The sequence below is a fragment of the Exilispira thermophila genome, from assembly GCF_055389015.1.
In genome coordinates, this window is the sequence record NZ_AP042476.1 from 1,229,809 (window position 1) to 1,256,178 (window position 26,370).

Annotated in this window: 20 protein-coding genes; 8 read left to right on the forward strand and 12 right to left on the reverse strand. The window is 23.3% G+C overall.

Features of this window, described 5'->3' with window-relative positions:
* Positions 1–83 precede the first annotated feature (83 nt).
* Positions 84–2,102 (forward strand): 4-hydroxy-3-methylbut-2-enyl diphosphate reductase, encoded by a 2,019-nt coding sequence (ispH, locus tag ACZ5EC_RS05290; protein WP_464303912.1) that lies wholly within the window; start codon positions 84–86, stop codon positions 2,100–2,102.
* A 65-nt stretch (positions 2,103–2,167) separates the two neighbouring features.
* On the opposite strand, the gene ACZ5EC_RS05295 is transcribed toward ispH, so the two are convergent.
* Positions 2,168–3,562, reverse strand: a complete 1,395-nt coding sequence (locus ACZ5EC_RS05295; RefSeq protein WP_464303913.1) for an amidohydrolase family protein — start codon at positions 3,560–3,562, stop codon at positions 2,168–2,170.
* A gap of 427 nt (positions 3,563–3,989) precedes the next feature.
* Here ACZ5EC_RS05295 and ACZ5EC_RS05300 point away from each other — a divergent pair, with 427 nt between their 5' ends.
* Both ACZ5EC_RS05300 and ACZ5EC_RS05305 read left to right on the forward strand, forming a co-directional pair.
* On the forward strand, positions 3,990–4,745 hold the full coding sequence (locus ACZ5EC_RS05300; RefSeq protein ID WP_464303914.1) for an HAD family hydrolase: 756 nt from the start codon (positions 3,990–3,992) through the stop codon (positions 4,743–4,745).
* Between the two features lie 196 nt (positions 4,746–4,941).
* Complete coding sequence (locus ACZ5EC_RS05305; RefSeq protein WP_464303915.1) at positions 4,942–5,889, forward strand: prohibitin family protein; 948 nt, start codon at positions 4,942–4,944, stop codon at positions 5,887–5,889.
* A gap of 243 nt (positions 5,890–6,132) precedes the next feature.
* On the opposite strand, the gene ACZ5EC_RS05310 is transcribed toward ACZ5EC_RS05305, so the two are convergent.
* Positions 6,133–8,067 (reverse strand): FtsK/SpoIIIE domain-containing protein, encoded by a 1,935-nt coding sequence (locus tag ACZ5EC_RS05310; RefSeq protein WP_464303916.1) that lies wholly within the window; start codon positions 8,065–8,067, stop codon positions 6,133–6,135.
* A gap of 892 nt (positions 8,068–8,959) precedes the next feature.
* Here ACZ5EC_RS05310 and ACZ5EC_RS05315 point away from each other — a divergent pair.
* Entirely contained in the window at positions 8,960–9,451 is a 492-nt protein-coding gene (locus ACZ5EC_RS05315) for a hypothetical protein (protein ID WP_464303917.1), read from the forward strand.
* On the opposite strand, the gene ACZ5EC_RS05320 is transcribed toward ACZ5EC_RS05315, so the two are convergent.
* The 8 genes from ACZ5EC_RS05320 to lepA all read right to left on the reverse strand — a co-directional run bounded on the left by ACZ5EC_RS05320 (position 9,439) and on the right by lepA (position 18,390).
* The gene (locus ACZ5EC_RS05320) at positions 9,439–11,061 is read right to left on the reverse strand and encodes a B12-binding domain-containing radical SAM protein (protein WP_464303918.1); all 1,623 of its coding nucleotides are present in this window, start codon (positions 11,059–11,061) and stop codon (positions 9,439–9,441) included. The two genes, ACZ5EC_RS05315 and ACZ5EC_RS05320, sit on opposite strands and share 13 nt — an antisense overlap.
* Positions 11,062–11,171: 110 nt before the next feature.
* Positions 11,172–11,687, reverse strand: a complete 516-nt coding sequence (locus ACZ5EC_RS05325; protein ID WP_464303919.1) for a gamma carbonic anhydrase family protein — start codon at positions 11,685–11,687, stop codon at positions 11,172–11,174.
* Between the two features lie 222 nt (positions 11,688–11,909).
* Positions 11,910–12,653 (reverse strand): chemotaxis protein CheW, encoded by a 744-nt coding sequence (locus ACZ5EC_RS05330; RefSeq protein WP_464303920.1) that lies wholly within the window; start codon positions 12,651–12,653, stop codon positions 11,910–11,912.
* Between the two features lie 101 nt (positions 12,654–12,754).
* A complete protein-coding gene (gene secG, locus ACZ5EC_RS05335) occupies positions 12,755–13,117 on the reverse strand; it encodes a preprotein translocase subunit SecG (protein ID WP_464303921.1) in 363 nt (120 codons plus the stop codon).
* Between the two features lie 172 nt (positions 13,118–13,289).
* On the reverse strand, positions 13,290–14,048 hold the full coding sequence (gene tpiA, locus ACZ5EC_RS05340) for a triose-phosphate isomerase (protein ID WP_464303922.1): 759 nt from the start codon (positions 14,046–14,048) through the stop codon (positions 13,290–13,292).
* Between the two features lie 190 nt (positions 14,049–14,238).
* Entirely contained in the window at positions 14,239–15,444 is a 1,206-nt protein-coding gene (locus ACZ5EC_RS05345) for a phosphoglycerate kinase (protein ID WP_464303923.1), read from the reverse strand.
* A gap of 40 nt (positions 15,445–15,484) precedes the next feature.
* Positions 15,485–16,480 carry a type I glyceraldehyde-3-phosphate dehydrogenase gene (gene gap, locus ACZ5EC_RS05350; protein ID WP_464303924.1) on the reverse strand — a complete coding sequence of 332 codons (996 nt, stop codon included), beginning with the start codon at positions 16,478–16,480 and terminating at the stop codon, positions 15,485–15,487.
* Between the two features lie 101 nt (positions 16,481–16,581).
* Entirely contained in the window at positions 16,582–18,390 is a 1,809-nt protein-coding gene (gene lepA / locus ACZ5EC_RS05355) for a translation elongation factor 4 (protein WP_464303925.1), read from the reverse strand.
* A 538-nt stretch (positions 18,391–18,928) separates the two neighbouring features.
* On the opposite strand from lepA, the gene ACZ5EC_RS05360 reads away from it, so the two are divergent.
* The 3 genes from ACZ5EC_RS05360 to ACZ5EC_RS05370 all read left to right on the forward strand — a co-directional run bounded on the left by ACZ5EC_RS05360 (position 18,929) and on the right by ACZ5EC_RS05370 (position 20,932).
* Positions 18,929–19,474 carry a cob(I)yrinic acid a,c-diamide adenosyltransferase gene (locus ACZ5EC_RS05360; protein WP_464303926.1) on the forward strand — a complete coding sequence of 182 codons (546 nt, stop codon included), beginning with the start codon at positions 18,929–18,931 and terminating at the stop codon, positions 19,472–19,474.
* Between the two features lie 231 nt (positions 19,475–19,705).
* Entirely contained in the window at positions 19,706–19,900 is a 195-nt protein-coding gene (locus ACZ5EC_RS05365; protein WP_464303927.1) for a hypothetical protein, read from the forward strand.
* Positions 19,901–19,990: 90 nt separating this feature from the next.
* Positions 19,991–20,932, forward strand: coding sequence for an asparagine synthetase A (locus ACZ5EC_RS05370; RefSeq protein WP_464303928.1), 942 nt, complete (start codon positions 19,991–19,993; stop codon positions 20,930–20,932).
* A gap of 170 nt (positions 20,933–21,102) precedes the next feature.
* Here ACZ5EC_RS05370 and ACZ5EC_RS05375 read toward each other — a convergent pair whose 3' ends face one another.
* The gene (locus ACZ5EC_RS05375; protein WP_464303929.1) at positions 21,103–22,335 is read right to left on the reverse strand and encodes a metallopeptidase TldD-related protein; all 1,233 of its coding nucleotides are present in this window, start codon (positions 22,333–22,335) and stop codon (positions 21,103–21,105) included.
* A 93-nt stretch (positions 22,336–22,428) separates the two neighbouring features.
* Positions 22,429–23,769 carry a TldD/PmbA family protein gene (locus ACZ5EC_RS05380; RefSeq protein WP_464303930.1) on the reverse strand — a complete coding sequence of 447 codons (1,341 nt, stop codon included), beginning with the start codon at positions 23,767–23,769 and terminating at the stop codon, positions 22,429–22,431.
* A gap of 433 nt (positions 23,770–24,202) precedes the next feature.
* On the opposite strand from ACZ5EC_RS05380, the gene ACZ5EC_RS05385 reads away from it, so the two are divergent.
* Positions 24,203–26,314, forward strand: a complete 2,112-nt coding sequence (locus tag ACZ5EC_RS05385; RefSeq protein ID WP_464303931.1) for a transglutaminase domain-containing protein — start codon at positions 24,203–24,205, stop codon at positions 26,312–26,314.
* The last annotated feature ends 56 nt before the right edge of the window (positions 26,315–26,370 follow it).

Here is a 26,370-nt window from a genome sequence, read left to right on the forward strand (position 1 = left end):
AATTACCTATTTTTTAAATATCTCAATAATTTCTATTTTATTATTATTTTATTTTGTTAAACTTTTAAAAAAATGGAAATTTTATGAAAAAATTGATAGTACAATCAAATCATATTAGTTTTTGTTTTGGTGTAAAAAAGTCTTTAGACTTAATTGATAATATTATTAATTCTAAAAAATATAATAAAATATATATGCTAGGTGAAATTATTCATAATAAACAAGTAATAGAAGAACTTAATAAAAAAGGGTTAATAACTATTAAAGATGTTAATAAAATTCCAGATATACCCAAAGACTCTATAGTAATTATTCAAAGTCATGGAGTAAGTCCAAAAATTTATAATTATTTAAAACAAAAGAAAATAAACTACATAGATTCAACATGTCCACTAGTTAAAAAAATTCATAAATCAATTGTATCTTTAGAGAAAGAAGGTTATTATCCTGTTATTTTAGGTAGCAAAAAGCATACTGAAGTCAAAGGAATTGCAGGATATACTAAAAATAAACCTATAATTATTTCATCAAAAGAGGAAATAAATTCAGATATATTTAAAAATATTAATAAAGCTGGAATAGTTATGCAATCAACTTTTTTTTATGATAAAGTTGATGAAATTTTAAATGAGATAAAAAAATATGTTAAAAGCATTAAAGTTATTGATACAATATGTGAACCAACAAAATCAAGACAAAGAGAAATTAAAGAAAAATCTTCAAAATTTAATTCAGTTATTGTTATTGGATCGCACAATAGTTCAAACACAAAAAAATTATACACAATTGCAAAAAGCAAAAATGAAAATACTTTTTTCATCACCTCTGAAAAAGATATCAAAAATCTTGATTTTAAAAATCTGGTTCCAGTATTTGTAACTTCCGGTGCCTCAGCTCCTATTTATTTAATTAATAATATAAAAGATGAAATATTAAAAAAATTAAATAAATTTTATTGTTTTTATTTAGAATATAAAAATTATATAGAAAAAGAAATAATTTCAATTTTTGAAAATGAGATTTTAAAAATTGAAAAATTCAAAAAAGATGAATATTATAAATTTTTCAATAATCCATACCAAAATGACAATTTTATAGAAATTAAAAACATTATAAATGCATTAAAAGATTATTGTTTAAGACCAGGCAAGAGAATTAGACCTTTACTTTTGTTATGGGGATTTTTAGCTTTTAATTCAAAAAATAAAAAATATAAAAAACCCTATTCATCTAATATTAATTATAAAAAATTTAATAAAATATTTAAAATAGCAGCATTAATTGAAATAATGCATTCTTTTTTATTGATACATGATGATATTATCGATAGGTCGGATTTAAGAAGAGGAAAACCATCTTTTCATAAAGTTATGGAAAAATATTTTTTAAATTCAACTTATAATAAAAATATTGGAACTGATATTGCTTTAGTTGCTGGCGATATTTTATTTTTCATAGCTATTGAAATAATTTCTGAAATTAATATTACAAAAAAATCAAAAGATCTTTTTTTAAACTATTTTGCAAAATGTTATAAAATTACAGGATATGGGCAAATATTTGATAGTCTGGGATCAAAATTAAAAATAATTAACCAAAATAAAAACTATTCTTCAAAAGTTAATATTTTAAAAACAAGTTATTATACAATCTTTTACCCTATAGTTATGGGATATGCATTAACAGGGAAAATTGATAAAAATGAATTAGAAAATATTAAAAATATTGCTATTCCTCTTGGTGAAGCATTTCAATTAAGGGATGATATTATTAGTATCTTTGGAAAATCAGATAAAACTGGGAAACCCAATACAACAGATATTGAAGAAGGAAAAATGACTGCAATAATTGAACAGACTCTTAAATTATTAAAAGGGGAAAAACTTGATAAATTTAAAAATATTTTTATAAAAGAAAATAAGACAAAAGATGATATAAATTTTATTAAAAACATGATAATAGAATCAAAAGCTATTGATATTATAAAAGAAGAAATTAACCTTTTATATAATAAATCATTAAACTTTTTAACCAAACTTGCAATAGACAATTATTATAAAAAAATAATTATTGATATGATAGAATATTTAAAAGATTTCTAATTAATTAATTTTCCTAATGTAAAATTAAAACTAAATTTTTTTATTGGTAAAATTAATAAAATAAATTATATACCAAATTTTTGCATAGGAGAACCATTAGCTTTTAAAAGTCTGTTTTTTATTTTATTTACCTCTTTTAATAAGATTTCAGTATCTACATATAAATGTTTACCTTTATAAACTATAACTTTCCCATCAACGATAACATAATCAATATTCTCAGAACTTATATTATAAATAATGTTTGTAAAAATATTTATTGTAGGGTTTAGGTTTATAGAATTTTTTTTAATTAATATAATATCAGCAATATTTCCTTCTTTTATTTTACCAGAATTTACAATACCGATATTTTTTAATCCATTGAACATTAATGGAAAAATATCTGTAAATTTTCCATTTTCAGCATTTTTTGTTACAATTTTTGATAGCAGCGATGCCATTTTAGCAACTTCAAAAATTGATAAATCACCATTTGATGCAGGCCCATCAGTAGCTAGAGAAATTTTTACACCCTCATTAATTGCTCTATGTAATAAATCTTTAACAAATCCAAACCTCATATAAGTCTTTGCAGCATGAGCAATTACAGCTTTTCTTTTTTTAATAAGTTTTAGTTCTTCATCAGTAGCATAATATGCATGGGCTAAAATTGTGTTTTCTTTAATTATACCCAATTTATCTAGATAAAGTATAGGGGTAATTCCTTTCTCTTTAATGCTTTTTTCAATCTGCCATTTTTCTTCTGAAATATGGATGTGGATTTTTAATTCTTTTTCTTCAGATATTTTGTTTATCTTCTTTAAAAAATTTTCAGGACATATATAAGGAGAATGTGGTCCCAATGAAATGGTTATCATCTTACTTTTATTATTATATTTATTAATAAATTCCATTGCTTTTTTAAAATTAATTTCACTGTTATCACCTATTCCAAATAATGCCCATGCAAGATCTGCTCTAATTCCTGCTTCTAAATATGCTTTATACGCTTTATCCATAGAAAAATAATGATCTGCAACAAAAGTAACACCATTTTTTAACATCTCTATACTACCTAGTAATGTTCCATAATATACATCCTGTTCATTTAAATTCTTTTCATATTTCCATATGTTGTTATTAAACCAATCTATAGAGTTAACATCTTCAGCACTTCCCCTTAAAAGGGTCATTGCAACATGAGCATGCATATTAGTTAGACCTGGTAAAACATAATAATTTGTTCCATCTATTATTTGAAAGCTATCTGCAGTATTTTGTAAATTATTTTTATTTTTAATATTATTTTTCTGTAAATTTTGATTTTGAGATTTTTTATTAAATTTAAGATCTTCATATTTTCCATTTTTATTTTTAACTTCGATATTTGAAATTATTCCTTTTTCAATATGTATATCAGCATTTTCAATTAATTTAAAATTTGTAAAGTCAATTATAGTAGAATTTTTTATAATCATAAATACCTCCAAAAAAATTAAAAGTTTTATATAAAACAATAATTTTATAAAAATACTAAAACAAATACATTTATAAAAAGCTTAAATACTAAAAATAAAATTTAAAGAGACAAACATACCTGTATAAAACACATTGTTTTTTTTTCAAAATTTCTATTGATTATTATAAAACTACTTTTATTTTATATATTTCTATTATAAATAATTATTACTATATTAGATAAAATAATCAAATTTATTTATTTTTATTATATACAAAATTAATTAAAATTCTAAAATTATTACTAATTTTCATATTTTCATTGGCATAATCTATCTTTTAATATTAATAATTTCTTTTATCTATTATTTATATTTTATACCTAAAATTTTTATTATTTGATTTATTGAAAATTTAATATTTAATTTAAAAAAAATAGGTAAATATATGATTAAAATAATCTCATTCGATTTTTGGGATACACTTTTTCAGGGAAAAGATGAAAATTCAACTAAACGAACAGAAAAAAGAGCTGAAATTATATTAAATTTTTCAAAAAAAATTAATTCAAATATTGAATATTTAGATGTGGTTAACGCAATAAAAAAATCCTGGAGTTATTTTGAATATATCTGGTTAAACCTTAATAGAACCCTTACAACTAAGGAGTTAATTTTATTTATTTTAAATGAATTGGAATTAATAGATTTTTCAAAATCTGATCTTGAATTTTTAAAAGAGGAACTGTCAAATATTATACTTCAATATCCACCAAAATTTACTCAAGACAATGTTCCTGAAATTTTACAAAAACTATCTTCAAAATACAAATTAGCGATTATATCTGATACAGGTTTTTCAAATGGAAAAACATTAAGAGAATTTCTAAAAATAAAAGATATATACAAATATTTTTCTGAATTTTCTTTCTCAGACGAATTAAACAGTGCTAAACCTCAAAAAAAGGTATATTTAAATATATTGAAATCATATTCTCCTGAAAACCTCATTCATGTTGGTGACCTTATAGAAACTGATGTTACAGGAGCAAAAAACATTGGTGCTTATGCTGTTTTATATTCTGGTAAATTTAAAAAGATGGATTTAAATAAAAACAATTTTTCTAAATCATTTAATATTAAACCTGATTTTTCAATTAATGATTTAAATCAATTGCTGAAAATAGTTGAAAAAATACATTAAAATTGGATATATTAATACTAATTTATTATATTAAAAACTTTAATATTTGTTTTTTCATAATAAATTAACTTCTTTTTATTTATCCCTATTAATTTAAATTTATAAAATTCTTTATTTCTAATTGATTTAATCACAATTAATTGTTATATTTTTAATATATTAAATTTTGTCATAAATATGTAAGGGGGTGCTTTATATGGCACAAAATAAACTACAAAAGTTATTAATAACTATAGCTATTGTTCTAATTGTTATTATAGTACTTTATGTTGTATTTAAACCATTTGTTATTATTGATGCTGGAGAAGCAGGAGTTGTATTTAATGCAATAACTGGTGTTGAACACAGAATTCTTAAACCTGGTATGAATCTTTTAATTCCAATAATTCAAAGGCCAATTATTTACAATGTTCAAACTCAAACCTATACTGCTTCAGGAAGTACTACTGAAGGAGATAGACCAACAGCAGATTCAATTCAAGCTCAAACTTCTGATGGACAACCAGTTTGGTTAGATATTTCAGTACTATATCACCTTGATATGGATAATTTATGGAAATTACATTCTGAAATTGGAAAAAACTATACTGAAAAAATTATTAGACCTACTGTTAGAAATATTATTAGATTGATTGTTTCAAAATATACTGTAATCGAATTATATTCTTCTAATCCGGTTGATATTGCTAATGCATTAAAATTACCACCTGATTCTTTAAAAGGGCAGATTGTTGGTAGATTGAAAGTACAAAATGATATGGATAAAGAATTAAGGGACGAACTTGGAAAACATTATATTGTTGTAGAAAAAGTTTTAATAAGAAATGTAAAATTTACAGAGGAATATCAACAAGCAATCGAAAGAAAACAGGTAGCTCAACAGGATGCAGAGAGAATGAAATATATTTTAGAAAAAACACAAAAAGAAAAAGAACAAAAAATTATTGAAGCAGAGGGAATTGCTCAATCTAAAATTATCCAAGCTCAAGGTGAAGCAAAGGCAATTTCACTTATTGGTGAAACACTAAAAAAATATCCTTCATACATTCAATATAATTATGTAGAAAAATTATCACCTAATATAAAAGCAATTATATCTGATCAAAAATCAATATTGAATTTTGGTGATTTCTTATCAAAATAAATATTATTTACAATCAAAGATAATTAAAAAATATTTGTATTTTTTTAAACTTCTTAAAAAAGGGGCTGTCTTAACTACTTAATTTTAGACAGTCCCCTTTTTTTTACAGTTTAAGCATATTTGTTTAAATGACTTTTTTTTTCTTTATCTTAGTTATTTAGCTCTATTTAAATTTATATTTACTATTATATTTGCTCAATTTTATTTTTATTTATATATTTATTTTGATTAATCGATTTATTTCTATTGTATTTTATTTAATAGTTGAATTATCTCTTCTGTACTAATAAAAGGAGACTGCAATCTTAAAAAGCCTGTTTCAGGATGTTTAAATATCATATCCCCTTTTCCAAGTAAACTTTCTGCACCATTATTATCCAGAACTATTCTTGAATCAATTTTAGATGAAGTTTTAAAAGCCACTTTAACTGGAAAATTTGCTTTTATTAAACCATCAATTATTTTTGCTGATGGCCTCTGGGTTGCTATAACAATATGTATTCCAACAGCTCTTGCTTTTTGTGCAAGTTTAATTAAATTTTCTCTAATAGAACCTGTTTTATCAGATAAAATCAAATCTCCAAATTCATCAATTATAGTAATTAAATAACTTATTTTATTATCAGGATATGCATTGTTATAATCCTTAATATTTCTAATATTTTTTGAAGCTAAAATAGAATATCGTTTTTCCATTAAAATGCTTAATTGATTTAATATATTGGAAGCTTCGTTAATTTCAGTTATAACTGAATATGCTAAGTTTGGTATATTTTTATATATTTCAAACTCAACTTTTTTAGGATCAATTAAAATTAGTTTTGTGTAATATGAAGATTTTTGAAATAAAAGTGATAAAATTAAAGTGTTTAAAAAAACTGATTTACCAGATCCTGTTGCACCAGCAATAAGTAAATGAGGAAATGCTGGTATATCAAAATAAAATGGTTCTGAAGTAATTTTTTCACCTATAAAGATTGTACAATCATTTTTACATTTGTCTGATTCAAAATTTTCTATAAAATGATAAGTTTTAAACTTTTCTTTTGATACAGCAAAACCAATTAATTTTGAATCTTGAAAAGGGATAAAAAGATTTAATTTTAAAGGATAAAGTTTATATTCAAGTTCCTGCTTGTTTTTCTTTAATCTCTGAATTTCATTATAATTACTGATATAAAATAAATATATTGAAAATCGTGAAACTTCTTTTATTCCTTTAAAATGGTAATTTATGTTTAGTTTTTCTAAAAAGTTTTTAATTGTATAAGAATGATCTTTTTCAACAAATGATTTATTTGACTCTTTATAACCAATTTTTTTAAAAGATTTTAATTTAATAATTTTATTTTTCGATAAAACTGAATCATCAATACTATTAACATATTTATTTTGACTAGTTTCCACAATCTTAATATCAGAATCAATATTGTTTCTATTTAATTTTTCTTTATTTATTGCTTTTTCTGATTTAAAAGAATTTAACTTTGAATCATTTCCAATATCATTACTAGATTTTTTTTCACCATAATAATCATTTTCAACACTATAATTTTCTTTTGCTTTATTATCAAGTTCATAAAATTGAGCTTTTCGATTATTGGTAATATTATATTTATTGACTCTCCTACCTTTTTTCAAAAATATTTTAATCAAATTTAAAAATTCTTTATGTGTTTTATTTAAAACATATAACAAATATTCAAAATATGAAATAAAGGTAAAGATAATTACAAATATAGTTCCACCAAGTCTTTTTAAGTATTTTGCTAAAATATAAATTATTTTTCCATAATACGGAATATTATTAATAAAAATTTTTTCTTTAATAAAATAGGATAAAATATAAAATAATAATAAAAGATTCAAAATACCCCAATATATAGATATCAATTTTTTAATGTTTCTAGCAGTCATTCTTCTTAGAAAAAAATAAACCAGAATCAAAAGTAAAATTGGAGTTAAAAGATAAGCATAACCAAAAAGGTATGTCATATAATAAGAAAAAATTGAAATAGGAAAATTTACTATACTTATTATTTTGTAAAACAGATTTACTTTACCTATAATCATTGATGGTTTATAAAATGGGTTATGATATGCAATATTTTCAATAAGCACAATAGCAACTATAAAAAGAATAATTGAAATTTTAAATCGTTTTTTTACTAATTTCATAAAAAATTCCCTGATTACAAATTATTATATATCTTATAAAAATTTTTTTTATTACAGTAGTTAAATTTAAAATTATATAAATAAAAATCAAATAAAAAGTAATAAATTTTAAAATAGTTTCTATGAAAATATATTAGAAAATTAAACTAATTTAAATAAATTTAAGCGAAAAAGGTAGATTAAATGATTTTATAAAAACTTAACATACATAAAACAAATATTATAAAAACCACAAATATTGAATTATTGTTTAACCAAAACTATATCTTGTCCATCTAAACTTAATGTTAATGTACAATTTGCACTTGATATTAATGTACAACTTTTAAATTCGTAAGTAAATATTGTTTCTGGGTCATTAATATTAGTGGGTATTAAAGTTATAGTGGAAGAATCATAAGTATAAATTCCAACAAGAGTATCACTTGTACCTGGAGGTGATATCTAGAAAGTTCCATCTTTTGTAAAAGTATAATATCCAGTTTCATTATTAGAATTTGTAAAAGTCCATGTCCCAATAAAAGGGTTTAGTAGTGAACATGAAAAATTAAAAATTAAAAATTAAAAAAAATATAACAACTATTAACATTAATAAACTTTTTTTCATCTTTTTCTTCCTTTTTAAAAATAATGTGGTATATATAAAGAAACCATATTCCATTATTTGTTATTGTCAAATAGTAAGAAACTAGACAATAAAAGTTAAATTATTAATATTTTAAGGTATATTGTTTATTTTTATAATAAGATTTTTATTAATCATTTTTAACTATACCGATAATATTAATAGAATAGATAAATTAATATTAAGTATATTTATTATTATTATAAAATATACATATATTATTATTATTAAAAATTAGATTCCAAATTATATTATGGATATTACATTATGGATAAAACATTGTTAAATAAATACTTATTCCAGCAAAACCAGGAAAATTTAAATAAAAAAACTGAAAATCCGCAAAATTCTCAATTCCTAAATCAAAAAATCCCCGATATTTTTACTATACAAAAAATAGAAATCGAAGAAGTTGATTTTGATTTTTTAATTAAAACTTTTGATTGGTTAATAATCAAATTTGTTAATGATATGGGATTAATGACAGAAAATTTTTTACAGCTTTTTTCCTATAAAGATATTATTATTGAATTTATCAATTTTGAAAAACTTATACTAAACCTTATGAACTATATTGAATTAAAAAAAATTGAGATAAAAAAATTAGAAATAAATAATATAAATATGCATAAAGATAAAGAAAAAACTGATCTTTATAATGATAAAATTAAAGAAGTATTAAACTATTTTATTGAACTTTATTTGCATATAAAAAATGTTTCAATACAATCAAAGTTTTTGTGGTTTCATAAAAATTGATACTTTTTTATCTTTTCTTTCCATTTTTTCACTTTTTCTTCTGTAAAAATAGTATTATTATATGTATAAATCGAGGGATTTTGAAATAAAGGTTCTCGAATATCATATTTTATTTTGTATAAAATCTTTCTATTTTCAATATTACTTGTATCTTTATTATTTGAAATTGTTTGTACCAGATTATTATAATATAAAGTTGATGGAATAGGAGAATAAAGTGCAAAATAGGGTTGATAACCATTTTCAAGTAAATAGTTTACAGAATATTTAACCTCATTTTCAGTTTGATCTGGAAGTCCAATTAAAATATAAAATTTGAAAATATTTTTATCAATACAACTATTTTTTAGTAATGAAAAAAGATGTTCAAGATCCTCTTTTTCAAATTTATTACCTCTTTTTCTTATCCAGTATTCATCAGCCGTTTCAAAACCAAATCTTATCATTTTAAAATTTAATTTTTTAAACAATTCTAAAATTTCTTCATCTAAAAATCGTAAATGTACTGCATTTGGAAGATAAAAAGTAAAATAATCTTTAAATTCATTATAAATTAACTTTAAAAGATTTTTAATCCTTTTATTATTTAAAAGCAAAGCATCATCATAAAAAGCAATATTTTTAACATTTTTATTCTTAAAATATCTTAATTCTTTTAAAATTAATTCTATAGGTTTTTCTCTATACCCTTTAAATATAATCTTAGAAGAACAATATGGACAATTATATGGGCATCCTTTCTCTGTCCTAATAATACCATAATTTAATTTTCTATAATTATTCCAATCAGGTGAAAAGAAATTTTCAAGATAAGGTAATTTTTTTAAAATCTCATTACTCAATAATAAATCATTATTATTTATTGTATTATTATTATTTATTTCATTATTATTGTTATTTATTGTTTTATTATTTAATGTATTACTATTTTTATTTTTTATATTATTATTATTTTTATTTATTATATTATCATTTCCTTTATTAAAATTCTTAATGTTTTTGTTTAAAAAGTAATCAAAAATTCTTTTTTTTAAAATATTGAATTTTTTATCTTTTAACTTTAATAAAAAGGGTATGATTTGTTCAAATCCACCACTAATAACATAATCAATTTTAAGTTCTTTAGCTAAATTACTTGCATGAGTATAATATACAATTGGATAAATCCCACCTAAAAATATTTTAGCTTTTTGTGAATGTTTTTTTAAAACTGGAACAAGATCATAAAGGATGTTATAGTGATATGTAAAAGTGACATTTATAAAAATTAAATCGAAAGAATTATAATTATTTAAATATTTTTCCAGAAAATTTATTGAAATCCCATAATGAAAATATTTCCTTTTTATATGTTTTAAAACGTCAGGTTTTTCAATTTCAATTTTGTTAAATTTACCTGTTCCATCATTTTTTAAATTTCCTAAATGATATCCCTTTTCATACTCAAATTCTTCATTATTTTTATCTATACAATCAATAAAAACAGGATCAAAACCAAGAAATTTAAAAAATGTGGAAATATTTAACAATCCATAAGGTTTAAAAAATAGGTCATAAGCTGCAAAATCTTTAAATGGAGGATTTAATAATAATATCTTTAAATTGTCCACAAAACCTTCTTTTAAATAATAAAAATATAATGCAACTTTGTATGTATTTATATATTTTTTTATATAATTTAAATTTTTATATAATTTAAATATTGTTCATATTTAAAATTTTATATAATAGAATATTTTTTGTATTTTATTAATAATTTTTTATAAATATCTGCAGCTTCGGTAATTTGATCAACTTCCTCTTTAGATAATTGTCTTATCTTTTTCGCAGGAGAACCCAGATATAAACTGTTACTTTCTAATACTTTATTTTGAGGTATTAAACTATTGGCCCCAATAATAACATTCTCTGATATAACAGCACCGTTTAAAATTGTACTACCCATACCAACAATTACATTATTTTTAATTGTTGCTCCATGAATAATGCAACCATGTCCAACTGTAACATTTTTACCAATATATACTGGAAAATTTATATCGGTATGAATGACACAATTATCCTGAATATTTGAATCTTCATCAATTATAATTTTATCCTCATCACCCCTAATTACTGCATTAAAAAGAATTATAACATTATCCCTGATTTCAACTTCACCAATAATTTTACTCCCTTCTAATATACAACTATTTTTTGAAATAATTGGTTTTTTATTATCAAGTTCTAAAATCATATTTTATTGTCTCCTTTACTACTTTTTATATTTAAATTATTTTAAAATAATTTATAAATTTATACTGAAGAATATTTGTTTCACTTTCTTAGAAATACTTCTATATATATAGTTCTTTCTTAGATAAAACCTATATATACCTATTTAATAAAAAAAATAAAAAAAACAAATAAAAAAAGATTTTGTTTAAAGTAAGGGGAAAAAATGTAGTATTTGAAAATTTTAATCCTCAAAAATAAGTTGATATAAATTTAAAATAGGAATAATTTTTTTATTTACCTTTGCAAATCCAATAAGAAATTTTTCACCAATTGTTGAAATTAATTTAGGTGCAGGTTCAAATTGTTCTTCATTAAGATAGGAAACTTGAAGAATTTTATCTATTAAAATGCCAAACATAGTATTTTCAATATTACAAATAATAATATTTTTATCTTTTAATTCTGAAGGGATATATGAATCTTCATCAAGAGTTTCAGTAACATCCTCTTTATTCTCACCTTTTTCTTTTAAAATATCTTTAACATTGTTTTCATCTACTTTAGTATTATTTTCTTCAACTTTTTCTTCTATCTTATCATTATTTTCTTCTTGATTATCATTAACACCATTTTTAACATCATTGTTCTCTACAATACTTCCAGATTTTTGTTCTTTTCTTTTGATCTCTGTTAACTTTTCAATATCTTCAAGTTTTAAATTATCAAGTTCAAGTCGCTTTTTAAGGTCAATAACAGGAATAATATCACCTCTTAAATTTAAAAGGCCCTGAACAAAAGGTTGAGAATTTGGTAATCTTCTTATACGCTCCATCTCTTTAATTTCTTTTACATCCATTATGTTAATCGCAAATTCCACATTATCAATAACAAAAATAATTACCTGAACATGATCACCAATTTTTTCTGAAAGAAATGTATTTACAGAATATTCTTTAACTTCATTTGCAAATTTATCATAAGCCATAAAGCCCCCTCTATCTTCCAAAAAACATTTTATTTACAATATAACCTCTTTAAATCAATTATAAGTTAAAATTTAAATGTTGTCAAAAACTAATTTAGAATTTATTTATTTTGTTCTGAAGAGCTAGAATCATCTTTGTTTTCGGAGTTACTCTTAACATCAATAAAACCATTATCTGTTTTATTATTCTGTGATTGTTCTATAGTTTGATCTATTGATTTTGCTTTGTTTCTTTCTGCAGAAGCAATTCTATTATATGATAAACTTAATAAAAATACAATTAAAAAAAAGATAATCCCTGTGATGGTAGTGAATTTATTTAAAACAGAAGAAGTTTTAACTCCAAATGGTGTTCCAGAGGAACCAAACATGTCTAGATGCCCTTCCCTTTGAGATTGTAAAATTACAACAAAAACTAATAAGATTGCAAAAATAAAAAATAGTACCAATAAGAAAGTAATCATGTTTCCTCCTAAATTAATAACAATATTATATAATAATTAAAATTCTATCTTGCTGAATGAAATTTAAACTTTTTTTTAAAAAAATAAAGCATTATATTAATAAAATTTAAAATTAATAAAAAGTAAAAATTATAATATCTAAATATAATTTACATTATTTTTTTATAAGAAACTAACAACCTGAACCTTTATATTTAATAATTCTTAAAAATTTATCAGCATCTAAAGAAGCTCCACCAACTAAGACACCATCTACCTGACTTATAATCATTATACTATCAACATTTGTAGGTTTAACAGAACCACCATATAAGATTTTAACCTTATTTGAAAAATCATCATTATACAATTGTCCAATTATATCTCGAATATATTTATGCATCTCATAGATATCTTTTGCTTGAGCAGTTTTCCCTGTACCAATAGCCCATACTGGTTCATATGCAATAACTATTTTAGATGGATCATCTAAATTTACATTTTTTAACCCTTCTTTTATTTGAGCTTCAAGAACTTTAAAATGTTCATTTTTTTCTCTTTGTTCCCATTTTTCTCCTACACAAAGGATAGGTATTAAGTCATGTTCTAATGCAGATAACACTTTTTTATTTATTAAAGAATCTGGTTCATTAAAAACATGTCTCCTTTCAGAATGACCTAAAATCACATATTCTACATTATAATCAATAAGTTGATTTGGAGAAACTTCCCCTGTAAAAGCACCTTTTTCTTCATAATACATATTTTGAGCACCCAATTTAATAGGAGAACCCTCTAATATTTCACTTATAACCGGGATATGAACAAATGGAGGGCAGATTAAAATATCATCTTTTGGACTTATTAAATTATTTTTCAAAGTTCTAACTAGATCAATTGCTTCTTTTTTAGAAAGATTCATTTTCCAATTTCCAGCCATTAAATGTTTCATTACACTCTCCTCATAAACATTATAAAATAAATGTGTTTTAAATTATTATTAATTCCCTTACATTAAACTTTATATAATTAACCATATAATTAATATTAATATATAATTGAATAGATATTAATTATTAAAAAACAAATAAAAATCTCCTCTCTTTAAATAAGAGAGGAGAAAATTATAATTATTTTTTAAATTATTCAAAAATTTCAAGACCAGGCAATTTTTTACCTTCAATATATTCTAAAGAAGCACCCCCACCAGTAGAAATATGTGAAAACCCTTCTTCTAGACCACTTTTCTTTATTGCAGCAACTGAATCTCCACCACCAACAACTTTAAACGCTTTTACAGTTGAAATAATCTTTGCTAGCTCGAAGGTACCAGTAGCAAATTGATCAATTTCAAAAATACCCATTGGTCCATTCCAGAAAATTATTTTCCCTTTTGAAAGCACTTTTTTATACTCTTTTATAGTTTTTGGACCAATATCTACACCTATTTTTCCATCAGGTATTTCCTGGCTTCCAGTTTTACTCTTTTTTGCATTTTCTTTAACTTCATCAACAACAATATGATCAACAGGCAAAAGAATGCGAACACCTTTTTTATCTGCTTCTACCAATATCTCATATGCATTTTTAATCTTATCTTTTTCAAATAAAGAATTCCCTATATTTAAACCTTTTGCTTTTAAAAAAGTGTAAGCCATTGCTCCACCAATCAGCAAATAGTCAGCTTTAGAAAGCAAGGATTTTAAAACATCTATTTTAGAAGAGATCTTCGCACCCCCAATTACAGCTACTAAAGGAGATTGTTTTTTTAATAACACATAATTTAGATTTTCAACTTCATTTTTAATTAAAAATCCGTAATAATAAGGAATAAACTTTGGAATTCCTACAATTGATGCATGACCTCTATGAACAGCTCCAAAAGCATCAGATACATAGCAATCAGCTAATGATGCTAATTTTTTTGCAAATTCTTCATCATTACTTTTTTCTCCATCATAAAATCTTAGATTTTCAAGTATAAGAATATCTTTTGGATTCATTAAATTAACTTCTTTTTCTACTATTTCTCCAATACAATCATCCACAAATTTTACAGAGTTAAATTTAATATTGCGTTCAATTAATACTTTTTCCAGTTCTTTTTCAACTGATTTTAAAGAATATTTTGGATCTTTTTTACCTTTAGGTCTTCCTTTATGAGAAATAATAACAATCTTTGCTTCTTGATTTAATAAATAATTTATTGTAGGAAGTGAAGCTAAAATCCTTGTATTATCTGTAATATTTCCATTAGAATCAGTTGGTACATTGTAATCAACTCTTACAATAACCTTTTTATTTGAAAAATCATTATTTTCAATAAATTTATTTTCATTTAATATCACTATATTCCCCCTTATAAAAGGAAAAATTGCTTAATAATTTTTATTTAAAAAATTTTTCAGCTAAATCTACAACTCTACTGGAATATCCAAATTCATTATCATACCAGGAAACAACTCTACCAAAATGACCATCATTTAATACTTTTGTCAATTTAGAATCAAAAATAGAAGAGTAATGAGAACCAACAATATCTGAAGAAACCAATTCATCTTCATTGTATTCAATTATCCCTTTTAAAGGGCCTTCAGCAGCTTCTTTTATTGCTGAATTAATTTCTTCTACAGTAACTTTTTTTTCAGGTACAAATGTAAAGTCTATTAATGAACCATCAGGTACAGGTACCCTTGTAGATACTGCATCAAGTTTGCCTTTAACTTTTGGATAAACAAGTTCTACAGCTTTTGCTGCACCAGTAGTTGTAGGAATAGTATTTACAGCAGCAGCTCTGGCTCTTCTTAAATCTTTATGTGGTAAATCAAGTACTCTCTGGTCATTAGTAAAAGCATGGATTGTATTCATAAATCCAGTTTTAATACCAAATTTTTCATCCAGTACTTTTACAATTGGAGCAAAACAATTAGTAGTACATGATGCATTTGAAATAATTTTATCATCATCATTTAATTCAAAATCATTAACTCCTATAACTATTGTTTTTACCTCATCTTTTGCAGGTGCAGTTAAAATAACTTTTTTGGCTCCAGCTTTCAAATGTTTTTCAAGTTTTGCTTTATGTCTAAATACACCTGTTGATTCAATAACATATTCTACACCAATCTCTTTATAAGGTAAATTTTCAGGTTCTCTTTCTGCATAAACCCTTATTTTTTTACCATCAACAATTATATGTTGATCATCATATTCAACTGATCCTTTAAATCTTCCATGAACAGAATCAAATTTTAAAAGATTAGCCAGGGTTTTAGTATCTGTTAAATCATTAATAGCAACAACATCAAAATTTTTTCTCTCATGAATGATTCTAAAAACCATTCTTCCAATTCTACCAAAACCATTAATCGCAATCTTAGTCATACTTCCCTCCATTATTTTATTAAAAATTTTATTGTTTAAAAAAAACCAAAATTTTATATTTAATTTATTAATAAAGTAATAGATTATAATTATATTGTCAATTATTTTTCATCTTCTAATGTTTTAAGTACTTTTATAAATGCTTCCTGAGGAATTTCTACTTTTCCAAATCTTTTCATTCTTTTCTTCCCTTCTTTCTGCTTTTCTAAAAGTTTTCGTTTTCTTGTAATATCACCTCCATAACATTTTGCTGTTACATCTTTTCTAAATGGAGGAATTGTTTCTCTTGCTATAATTTTTGCTCCAATTGCCCCCTGTAACGCAACCTGAAATTGTTGCCTTGGAATCAATTTTTTTAATCGTTTGACTATTTCTTTTGCTTTTTTATGAGCATATGGTTCATAAACAATTTGTGAAAATGCATCAACTTTTTCACCAGCAACCAATATGTCTACTTTAACTAGTTTAGATTCTTTATATTCTGAAAAATCATAATCTAAAGATGCATACCCTTTTGATACAGATTTTAAATCATCATAAAATTCGTAAATAATTTCTGATAATGGAATCTCATAATCTATTTTAACTCTACTTGTATCCAGGTAAATTAATCCCTTCTGAATACCCCTTGCATTTTCACATAAACTTAAACAATTTCCCACAAATTTATCAGGGGTAATAATTTCAACATTTACATAGGGTTCATAAGACTTTTCTATAAGTAAAGGATCTGGGAAATCAGCAGGATTATCTATTTCTATTATTTCATCTTTTTCTTTTAATTTTATTTTATACCTTACAGATGGTGCTGTAATAATAACTTCAAGTCCAAATTCTCTTGATAATCTTTCTGAAACAATTTCCAGATGTAACATACCTAAAAATCCACATCTAAAACCAAATCCAAGACTTTGAGAATTATCTTTTTCGTAAATTAATGAAGGATCATTTAATTTTAACTTTTCTAAAGAATATGCTAAAGTTTCAAATTCATTTGTATCCAATGGATAGATAGAAGCAAAAACATATGGTTTTACCTCTTCATATCCTTCTAGAGGTTTTTCTGCTTTATTATTTAAATGAGTGACAGTATCACCAATCCTTGCTTCGGATATATCTTTTATTGAAGCTGTAAAGTATCCTACTTCTCCAGCTTTTAGTTCATTGGTTTTCTCATATTTTAGTTTTATATATCCTACTTCTTCAACCTTAAAAGGTTTCCCTTTAGCCATAAAAATAATTTCATCACCTAGTTTTAAAGTACCATCAAAAACTCTTATATATACTATAACTCCCTTGTAATTATCATATATTGCATCAAAAACCAATGCTTTTAAAGGTTTTTTTTCATCACCTGAGGGTGCAGGAAATCTTTTTATAATCTCTTTCAATAAAAGATCAACATTTGTTCCTTCTTTAGCAGATATCTTTAGTATCTCATTTTCAGTAAATCCCAATTCATTTTCAACTTCTTTTGTTGCTTCATCAATATTTGCATTTGGTAAATCAATTTTATTAAGAACAGGGATAATTTCTAAATTGTGTTCAAAAGCAAGATAAAAATTGGTTAAAGTTTGGGCTTCAACTCCCTGACTTGCATCAATAACAAGAATAGCTCCTTCACATGCTGCTAATGCTCTTGAAACTTCATATGAAAAGTCTACATGTCCTGGTGTATCAATTAAATTTAAAATATATTCTTCATTATTGTATGTATATGAAAGTCTTACTGTCTGAGATTTAATTGTTATTCCTCTCTCCCTTTCAATTTCCATATTATCTAAAACTTGTTTATGTTTCTGCTTTTCTTCTTTAGGAAGCAATCCAGTCTCTTCAATTAATCTATCTGCTAAAGTTGATTTTCCATGATCAATATGTGCAATAATAGAAAAATTTCTTATGTTTTTCATCTATTTTCCTGTAACTATATTAATATGTTTTTTATTATTTTTAGTTTTTAATTTTAAAAACAATAACCATTATTTATTATTGTATGTATTATTATAATATTTTTATACTTTTATATTATTATTGTCTATTATTAACAATTTATTATTATAGTATTTACATTATTAATAGTATCCTCCCTTATATATATCAGTTTTAGAAATTACATTATTTTTTAAATTTTACAATAAAAGGTTTATTTAATCTTTCTTGTTAGAAAACTATTCTTGCATTTATATCTTCAAGTATTTCATTGTCCAAATTTGAACACTTTACCTGGATTTATGTAATATCCTAATATCTGCCTTTTCTATACTTTTAGTAATATTATTATAATTTTTGATATTTTTAAAAAAATATCTATAAAATATTATATGAAAACAGTAAAATTACAAATTAAAAAGTTAAAAACATATCTACTTTTAATATTATTTCAAAAATAAAATTTGTTTTTTAAAAGAAATTTAATATATTATAAAAAAACAAAAAAAAGGATAAACTATGAGTATATCAACAGGTAAAGGTGATAATGGTAAAACATATTTATTTACGGGTGAGAATATTAATAAAGATGATATTAGAGTTGAAGCTTACGGGCAAATAGATGAACTTTTATCTTTCATTTCAGAAGCAAAACATTACATAATTAATAATGAAATAAAAAAAATAATTGAAAAAATTCAACTTGATCTTTATAAAGTTTCATCAGAACTTGCATCAAAAAAAGGTGATAATTATAATAAGCTGAAAATTTTTTTTCTAAATAGTGGTGAATATAATATTTTGGAAGATTATATTACTAAATTTGAAAATATTATAAAGATTAAGGGTTTTGTATTACCAGGAACAACAATAGGTTCTGCAAAACTTGATATATGCAGAGCTATATCCAGAAGAGCTGAAAGAACAATAATTAAGCTTGATCGTGAAGAAAAAGTATCTGATAATTTAAAAAAATATATGAATAGATTATCAGATCTATTTTTTATTTTAGCACGATATGAAGAATTTTGTCTGGACAAAATTATTTATAAAAAAGATTTATAAAAAATAATATTTTTAATTTTAATATAATTTTTTTAAATTAAAAAATTTATTTAATTTTTTCAACTACTTATTTATTTTTAATCATACAAATTAATTTTCTATTTTTAAATTAACCATATTTTTTTTATTTTTATATTAAATAGTTTTATTAAATTTTTTTTATATTTATTTTTTCTATTGACATTTATTTTTTTTACGATAAATAAATACAAATTAAAAAAAGAATGTATTATGATTGAAAAAGTTTTAACTTTTACATTTACCTTACCAGAAAATACATCAAAAAATTATAAACAGAACAATTTTTCATATTCATTGAAAAATGCTTTTTCAATAACATCTAAAACAAACAATACAAATTTAACCAATAACAATACTAATACTATTAATTTTAATATAGGTGAAAAACACCGGAGAAAAGACTAATTAATTAATTTTTATTTAATTTAGGTTATTTAAAAAGGTCGGTGTTTTTCACCGACCTTTTTTTTATAAAAATTAAAAAGGAGAAGAAAAATGAAAGAACAAACTTTGTCAATTATTGAAAAAGCTCATTCTCACCTAACTTCTGAGGAAGTTAAAGCTGCTGTACAAATCAAATCTGAAATTTTGTTTCAATTCCAAAAATACTTAAGAGACCAGAATTTTGTAGAAATTTTACCTACAATTTTATCACCAATTACTGATCCTCTGAATCATAAAGTTTTTGACTCAGAAATTAGTGTTTATGGAGAATCCTTTCACCTTACTCAGTCTATGATCTTTCATAAACAAATTGCTATGCACTCATTCGATAGAATTTTTATAAGTTCACCAAATGTTAGACTAGAAGAACCTTTAAAAAATGAATTGGGAAAATACTTATTTGAATTTTTACAGGTTGATTTAGAAATGAAAAATGCCAAAAGAGAAGATGTTATGAGATTAGTTGAAAGGATGATTATTTCAACTTTTAAAACAATAAAAACCAAAATGAAAAAACAACTTGATTTTTTTGGAAGGAATTTACATATCCCTGTAGCTCCATTTGAAAGAATTAAATATTATGATGCTTTAAAAAAATATGGTCCAGATTTTGAATCAATTCTTTCAAAAAAGAAAAAAGAACCTTTCTGGCTAATTGATATACCAATTCATGAAAGAGAATTTTATGACAAACTATCAGATGATGGAAAAACTCTTTTAGATATGGATCTTATTTTACCTGAGGGATATGGTGAAGTTTCATCAGGTGGTGAAAGGGAACATGAATTAGAAAGAATATTTATGAGAATGGAATTAAAGGGAAATTCAAAAGAAGATTTTTCACATTATATTGAGATGGTTGAAAAATTTGGACTTTACCCTTCTGCTGGATGTGGTATAGGAATTGAAAGATTAACCAGATTTGTATGTGGTTTACCACACGTTAAATATACAAGATTATTCCCAAAAGTTCCTGGTGAATTTTCCCTATAAAAACCAGCAATTATAAAAAAAAGTTATCAAGAACATCTTTATTTTTAATATATTATTTTTTAATATATTATATGAGGGGTTATTATGGAGGAAATTGATAATAATAAAATTCTCACAAGGGGGATGCTAAACAAAATTTTTAAATCCCCCTTTAGTGAGAATTATTTGATTTATATTTTATTAACTTTCATATTCATTACAACTACATTACTTTTTTCTAATGAAGTTAAATTATCTTTGGAAACACCAACAAAATCTTTTCCGAACATATCAAAAAAATGGGAAGAAATTGTTATCTGGGGTAATTTGCCTAAAAACTTTTCTCCATCAAAAAGAAATGAAACCTGAACAGGGGATGCGAAGTGACCATCTGGTGTAAAATCTCCACCCCCTGCAACCATAACAAAAATCCCTTTTCTTCCATCTAAAAGTTCTTTCATCGTTTTTTCTGTATCTTTTAAAACTAAACTCACAAATCCTAAATTTGGAACAGAATCATAATCTCCTGATGCAGCTCCTGTTAAAGGAAGTTTAAACATTGAGGATGTTTTTTTATCAGTAAAAGGGGATTTAAAAACACCATTTTCAATCAAATTATATCTATAATCTTTATTAACAACACCTTCCCAATCGAAAAATGGCCCTGTATAACCATCTTCTATATTTTTTGATTGATATATTGTTAACTTATCATTAAAAATTTTTTGTCCAATTTTACCTGATAGTAATGAACTTCCACTTCCATAAATTAATCCATGTAATGATTCAAACATTTTTCTAAGATATGAATAGTCTGAAGCTAAAAAAACAACAGGATATTCCCCATTTTCAATATCAATAGGCTTTTTAAGGTTATTACAAATTTCATTTGTCATTCTAAAAAATTCATCTTCATCATATCTTACACCTTCAAAACCAGTAAATGCATCCATTATATTTGCAGAATTTTTATCTTTAATAATCAATGAAAAAGATATTGTTGCGATTGATGATTCAAGATCTAAATTATTATCATTGGTAAGAGCTACAGTCTGTTTATTTAAAAATACTTTATTTGAAAATATAAAATCAGGTTGTTCTTTCTTTAATCTATTAATTGTTTTTTCAACTTTTTTAACAAAATCGTTCTGGTTTTCTATATCACATTTAATTTTTTCTTTTATTTTTATATCTTTTGAAATTTCATATGGATATGGAATATTTAGTTCTAAATTCTTTTCTGCAATTTCATATTGTTTATTTTCATCATAATTGCCAATTATTCCAGATATTCCTATTTTGTTATCTTTGCAAACCCTAAATCCAGTTTTTAAAATATTTTTCTTTCTTATAGATTCAATTTCTGTATTTACAATATTTATAGCAATTTGATCTGTTTTTATTGAGATCTTTTCTTTTGTCATTTTAAACCTCCATTATTATAAAAACTTATTTTATAATATATTTTGTAATATATTTTGTAATATATTTTTTCAATTTTATACATTTTTTCATTTTTATCTAACATCAAGTTCTTTAACCCTTACATATGGACCACCAAAACCAACAGGAAGAGGATACTGTTCCATTTTTCCACATCCCCCCATTGAAAACGATAGTAATTCAAGTTTGTCTGAAACTCCATCAATGAGTTTTAAAGTTTCAAAAACATTACCTGATATAACCGCTACATTAACAGGTTCTGCAATCTTTCCATCTCTAATCATAAATGCAATAGATGGTGCAATTGTAAAAGTTGACATCCCTGAACCATGTTTTATTGTTTTAACAAAAATACCTTCTTGAATTTCTGAAATCAATTGATCCAAAGTTTTGTTCCCTGGTAATATATAAGTTGTTGTCATTCTTACAATTGGTTCAAATTCAAAATTTAAAGCTCTTGCATTTCCAGTTAATTCTTCACCTAAAAGGGCAGCTGTTGTAGCACTATGCAATCTACCTGATAAAACACCATTTTTAATAAGGTAAGTTTTTTTAGCTTTAGTCCCTTCATCATCAAAAGGAACATATCCTACACCTTTTTCAATACCTGAATCAACAATTGATAAAATATCAGAACCTACTTTTTTTCCTATAGCCCATTCCTGTTTCATTTTCTCATCGCCAACCATAAAATCAGATTCACTTTTATGTCCAAAACTTTCATGAGCAAAAACTCCAGCTGCTTCTGGTGATAAAATTATTGGATATTTACCCTGTTTTACAGGTTGTGAATTTTTTAAAAATTCTATTGATTCCTGTAATTTTCTTTTAATATCATTTTCAAGATTAAGTAAATCTTTAAAATAATTTGCTCCTAAATCAAATCTATCTTCAAATTTTTTATTACCATCTTTTAATTCATAATAAAGTCTAAATCCTACTCTCTGGAAATCAAATTTTAAATCACTCCCTTTACTTGAATAAAATGTTTTTTCCACTCTTTGATCAAGATAATATGCTTTGTATAGCTTTACTAATTCATTATCTGCAACAATAGGATAATAATTTTTTAATAAATTTAATTTTTCATTTTTCCCCATTTTTGAAACATCATTATTACCTGTAAATTCAAGATATTCCCCTTTATTTACTTCTAATATCTTAACTATGGGATTTTCCTTAATATTATCTTCTGGACTTCCTAATTTAGCCAGGTTATCAATTTCATTTTGGATATTTGCAATATCAGAAGTAGATGAATAATACCATTTTTTACCGTCAAAAACTCTAATAAAAGCAGCAGTATACTCTTTTTCTTTAAACTCATCCAATCTACCAAGAGTTATTGTTATGTTTGTTTGAAACATCTTTTCAATTCTTACATCACAATAAAAACCTTCAGGAAATTTATACATCATATCCCTCCTAAAAAAATGATTTACTAATTTAAATCAATATAATATCTTTAATTTTAAAGTAAAGAATTATTATAAAATATTTTATATATTTAATAAATATCAATTTTACAATTAAATATATTAATTTATTTATAGATTTTATTGATTATTATATATATAATATCTAAAAAAGTAGAGAAGAAAAATCTTTATACCAGAAATAATAATAAAATATTTGAAAGAATATATAAAAAATATATAAATAAAATATTTAAAAAAAATTTGAAAATATTTAAAAAATATATGTGAAATAGAAAATAAAAAAAATTTAAAAAAAAATAATAAAAAATAAAAAAATTCTTGTATTTCAATTTTTTTTATATATATATGTTAAATAAGTTTTTTTATTTTGATAAATATATAACAAAAAACTAAAGTACAAGGAGTTAGAATGAAAGTAAAGAAATTTAGAAACTTTATTAAAATTCTAATAGTGTTTTCCATCCTCAGTTTATTTGTAATAGTTTTAACATCCGAAACTGTTTATTTTAGAGATGGAAAAATTTTATCTAATGTGAATATTACTTCAGATGGGAATGAAATAATGTTTAATGAAACAAAGTATCCTATCTCAAAAGTTGAAAAAATTATATTTTCTGAAAACAAAATCGACATCAAACTTCCTGAAGAAGATAATATTCCTATAGAAGACATATTAAAAACTAAAAATGCTGCTTTAAATACTTTTAAAGATATTATGGATGAATATAATGGTATTCTTCTTTATGACCTTGGAGAATTTAAACTTTTTGAAAATGGAAAAACTTATTATAAATATCATGGAATTGAATATATTAAAGATGCTTCAAAATTTAAAATGAAAAATCTTCAAATAGGATATGATCCAGATAGGGATATACCACATATATATAAAATTAGAGTGATTCATCAGGATGGGAGTTTTGATAGTTACAATGAAAATGAGAATTTTATACAAGATGATTCTTCTGGTGTTGAATTTTATTCAAAATATAAAATTTTGAATGCTGTTCTTCCACCTATATCAAATGGTGATATTTTAGAATATGAATATCTTACATATTCTACACCTGCATTTCCTAAACTTTCAATTAATTCATGGTATTTCCAATCAACTGATGAACCCTTTTATATATCTCAAATTAAGTATATATTGCCCGAAAATGAAGATTTAAAATATATTGCTATCAATATGAGCATAGATGATTATGATTTCAATTTTAAAAATGAAAATAATTATAAAGTTTATACATTTAAAAAGGAAAAAATTAAACCATTAAAAGTTGAAGATTTATCTCCTCCTTTAAATAAACTTACTAAATCTATTCAAACATCATTATTTAAAACATATGATGAAATTTTTGATTGGTACAACCCAATCTTGAAAGAAAGAATGAAAGTAACACCTGAAATTGAAAATTTTGTAAATGAATTAACTCAAAATTATTCTTCTAAAGAGGAAAAATTAAAAGTTTTATATCACTGGATACAGAGAAATATAAAATATGTTTCAATTAAAGGGTCTTTAACATCTTCTTTAGGAGGACATCCTGCAATTCAAACATTTAAAAACAAAGTTGGTGATTGTATCGATAGAGCAATTTTATTTGCTACTATGTGTAAAGTTATTGATGTTGAAGCCTATCCAATAATTATTCAAACATATGGTAATAGTTATCCTTTTTATGAAAAGTTACCTAATTTAAGAGGAAATCATGCAATTAATGAAATTTATCTTAATGGAAAAAGTTTTATTTTAGACTCAACCGCATCTGATTATAGTTATCCAGAATTTAGATTAGATGATAGAAATGTATATTTTATTAACCCTTTGAAAAGAAAGATTGGATTTATCCCTCCAGCTGATTATAAAACAATGAGAAATGTTTTCACATTTAAAGGAAAACTCTATGAAAACAAAGATTACTTTAAAGGAACAGTAAATCTTGAATTTAATTCAGAAACAAAAAATATTTTAAGATTTTATTTTAGAAATTATAAACAATATCATGATTATATTGTTGACAATCTTATTATTCCAAATTTTTTTGGTAATGATTTTAAACAAACTGGATATAAACTTCACAACTATGAAGATCTATCTAAAAATTTTACAATGGATATGAATATTAAAATTAAAGATTTTATTAAAAAAGCAGGTAAATTTTATGTGCTTGAATTAAAAGATAGCACTATTCCTGGTTATATGGATGACCTATTTCTTGATAAAAATAGAACACAAAATATTGAAAAAAATTATCAATTTGATTTTCAGGTTACTTATGAAATTGATTTAGGAAATTATGAAATCATTGCCCTTCCAGAAAACTACTCATATGAAGACAAATACTATAAAGTAAATTTTTCTTACAAAATTCAAAACAACAAACTTTTAATATCGCTTATTTCAATTAGAAAATGGACAGAATTAACTTTAGATGATTTAAAAATTGTAGGACCAAAAGTATTAGAATTTCAAAAGGTACTTAGAAAACCAATTCTTTTAAAATTAAATAAAAAATAAAAATTTAATAAAAGAAAAATTGTAAATGTAAAAATAAAAAAATATAAAATAAAAAA